This window comes from Allobosea sp. 05T422_2 (assembly GCF_056396265.1).
This window is the reverse complement of sequence record NZ_JBFTLD010000412.1, coordinates 1-3,550: the sequence shown is the minus strand read 5'-3', so window position 1 is coordinate 3,550 and position 3,550 is coordinate 1. Positions and strand designations below refer to the sequence as shown.

The following is a 3,550-nucleotide window of genomic DNA, read 5'->3' as shown; positions in this document are numbered from 1 at the left end:
GATAAGGGCTCAAGACCAGCACATTGCCGTTGCCGAAGCTGACGCAGACGGACTCGTTGCCCATGCCGCGTCGGTTCGTGGCCGTCCGGATATCGCGGATCGTGCCGGTGATGCGCACGGGCTCGCCTGCCGATTCATCGAAGAGGCCGCCGATCTCCGCGTCGAACGCATCGCCGGGCCGGGCTCCGGCCGCGAGCACGGCACGGATAGCCTCGGGCGAGGCGATGGTGGCGATCAGGGTGCGCTCACAGCTCTGCGCGACGATCTCCTGCAGCAGCCAGGTGGCATAGCCCGAGCGATCGCTGTAATCGGCGAGCACGACCGGCGCCCTGCCMTCCGTCACGGCCTCGCGGGCGAGAATGACGCCCTGCTCCATCGTGTGGATCTTCACGGTCTCGAGCAGCGCCTTTCGCCGCCGCCAGGTCCAGTCGGCCATATCGCGGAGCACGCGCTCGGCGAGGTCCGGGTCGTCATTGGTCAGGACCTGAAGGCCCATCCCGGCATCGGGAACGTCCGCCCAGGGAAATCCGAAGAAGACATTGACGAAGACATCCGGCTCCCGCGCCTCCCAGATCAGCGCCCGCTGGATCAGGTCGGACCAGGGCGAGGCGCCGGTCCACATCACGACCGTGGGTGCGAGGATCGGGATCCGCAGCGACCGGTGCACCGGCTTGAAGCTGCCGCGGATCGCCCTGACCAGCATGCGCGCCGCGCGCTCGCCCTGCAGGTGCATGTCGTAATGGGGGAAGTATTTGACGCAGAAGGCCATGTCGGCCTGCTCTAGAAATGCTTCGTCCTCATTGCCATGGGGATCGAATGTCGCGGAGATGAAGGCCTCCGGGCCGACGACCTCGCGGACGCGCCTTGCGATATCGGCCTCGGGACGCGGCACGCCGCGTACCGCCAGCGCGCCGTGAAGCGCCAGATAGACGCCGTCCAGCGCCGGTTGAGCCTTCAGCTCCTCGATCATGATGCCGAGGAAATGCTCGTAGGCATCCTGCGTGACCCAACCCGAGCCCGTGCCGGTGCGCGGCCAGAGCGGCGAGGTGATGCCGATCAGCTCGACATCGTCGTGTTCGCGCGCGACCTGGACGAAGCCGCCCATATAGCCCTTCGGGTCGGTCGCAAGCAGCACCTCGCCGCCGGCCGGCGAGCCGGGATAGATGAAATCCTCGCGGGTGGTGTCGTTGGGGAGGAAGGTGACCGTCTCATGGGCGAACTGGAGAACGGCGATACGGATCGGCTTGGACATCATGCTCGTTTCACGTCGTAGAATTGTGCGAAGCCAATACGCATCCCGGCCAATCCGCGATAGGCCGTCTTCTCGTAATAGGCGCCGAGCGGGATATAGGGCACCTCGGTGAAGAACTGCTTCTGGATTTCGGCGCAGATCGACTTTTGAGCGGCGATATCCTTGGCCCCGAACCAATCGAGGCGCAGCTCTTCCAGGCGCGGCGATTTCGGCCAGCCGAACCAGGCCTGATCGCCATTGCCGCGGATGCCGAGCTGGCTGGCGGGGTCGAAATTATTGGTGCCGTTCAGATAGGTGAAGAAGATGTTCCAGCCCCCCTTGTCGATGGGTTGCTTGCTCGCGCGGCGTTGAACGACGGTGCCCCAATCGGTCGAGACCATGTCCACATTCATCCCGGATTTCTGCAGCGCGTCCGCCGCCACCATCGCCAGCGCATGGGTCGAGGGGTAATCGGTCGGGTCGAGCAGCACGATGCGCTCGCCCTTGTAGCCGGCTGCCGCCAGCGCGCGCCGGACCGCCGCGAAATCCCGCTTGCCGACCAGAACCTCCGTTCCGGCCGTGGTCGCCAGCGGCGTGTCGGGGCTGAACACGCCGACATGGTCCTTCCACATCGAGCGTTCGTCTCCGGCGACCGCGGTCATGAACTCGGGCTGGTCGATGGCGCCGAGCAGGGCGCGCCGGATTGCGGGATTGTCGAAGGGAGGGTGGAGACTGTTGAAGCGCAGGCAGCCGATGCCGCCGGCCGGATCGAGACCTTCGACCTTCAGTCCGGCCTTGGCTCTCAGCGTCCCCAGCAGATCCGGTGTCGGGTTCTGCCACCAGTCGATCTCGCCGGTGCTGAGCGCGTTGGCCGCCGTCGAAGGGTCGGGCATGATGCGCCATTCGACCCGGTCGAAGAACACGCTCTTGGGGCCGGCGGTGAAGGTGGCGGAGCCATCCGGCCGCGGCACATAGCCTGCAAATTTCTCATAGACCGCCAAGGCGCCCGGCACCCGCTCGTCGGCCTTGAAGCGGTAGGGGCCGCTGCCGACCATCTCGGTCACCTGCTTGTTGGGGTCGGTCAGCGCCAGCCGTTCCGGCATGATGCAGGGCATCGACGTCCCGGTCTTGCCAAGGGCTGCCGGAAGCAGCGGGAACGGCCGCTTCAGCCGGAATTTCACGACGCGGTCGGATTCGGCCGACAATTCGTCCGTCGCATCCATCAAGGCCCGGCCGAAGGCATCGCGCGCGGAAAAGCGACGGATGCTCGGCACCACGTCCTGCGCCCTCACCGGCTCGCCATCATGGAAACGCAGGCCCTCGCGCAATGTCAGTCGCCAGGTCTTGCCGTCGTCCTCGATCGTATGGCCCGCCACCATCTGGGGCTCGAAACCATAATCGGCGTTCTGCCCATAGAGCGTATCGAAGACCAGATAGCCGTGATTGCGCGTCACCGTCGCCGTCGTCCAGACTGGATCGACGATCGCGACATCCGCCTCGGGAACGAATTTCAGGAGCTTTGCCGGCAGCGCGAGGCTGGGCTTTGCGAGGGCCGATACGGCGGCGCCAGCGGCAGCGCCCAAAAATGTCCGACGCTTCATGCCTTGAGACCTTCCGTGCGAGCAGATGGAACGGTCGCGGGTGCCCCCGGAGCCTGCCGGCGTCGCCGCTATGTCAGCACGCCGATCCTATGGCGGCGGAAAGAACGCGTGCAAGGCGCGCAGCGCAAAGCCGCCCCCGTGAATCCGCCATAGTTTGTGCAACTGCTCGTTCCTTAGCGACAAGGCGAGCTCTGATCCGCGCCGCCCCGGCGATCGGAGCCGATCTTTCGATAGCGTTCGGCAGAAGGACGCTCTGAGGTGATCGCAGCCGGACGTATCCAAGGACAGCAATCACCCGGGCTCTCCGGTCCCTTGAGGCTGGTGAAACACAAACGCATGACCGCAGCTCAGGCGTCCTTCGATGGATTTTTMCCTTGCGGCCGGGGGAGCGCCATCGCGGGCATCTTTGTGGTCATGATCGGCGATCGACAGGCCCGTCACGGACTTCGGCGCCTGGACCTGATGACCAGTCGATGACCATCGAGCGGGGTCGCGCCATCCAGCCGCTAGAGGCTTGCCTTGCAAACCGTCGTCTCGACGGTTTCTCCGCGCTTGTTCAACAGCTTCCAACGCTTCAATTCGGCCTGGAAATAATAAGTMGGCAGTCGGTCATCGTCCGGCACCAGCTTCTGCAGGTCGAAGACGTATCGCCGTGCCTCGCCGTGGATTTGAACCATGACCCCGCCCGCAGCGTCCGGTCGGTCGATGACGATCACAC

At 65.1% G+C, this 3,550-nt stretch carries 3 protein-coding genes; all 3 read right to left on the bottom strand.

Translation table 11 applies throughout. The annotated features are described in order from the left end of the window. On the bottom strand, window positions 1-1,252 hold a 1,252-nt coding region (locus AC1DJT_RS35210), incomplete at its 3' end, for a M81 family metallopeptidase (RefSeq protein WP_476835912.1). Further along, window positions 1,252-2,832, bottom strand: a complete 1,581-nt coding sequence (locus AC1DJT_RS35205) for an ABC transporter substrate-binding protein (protein WP_476835911.1) — start codon at window positions 2,830-2,832, stop codon at window positions 1,252-1,254. The genes AC1DJT_RS35210 and AC1DJT_RS35205, both read right to left, overlap by 1 nt. A gap of 506 nt (window positions 2,833-3,338) precedes the next feature. Continuing rightward, a partial coding sequence (locus AC1DJT_RS35200) for a hypothetical protein (protein WP_476835910.1) occupies window positions 3,339-3,550 on the bottom strand: 212 nt, incomplete at its 5' end.

Coding starts and splice junctions, on each gene's coding strand:
- AC1DJT_RS35205 (WP_476835911.1), bottom strand. CDS start 2,832: ATGAAGCGTCGGACATTTTTGGGCGCTGCCGCTGGCGCCGCCGTATCG.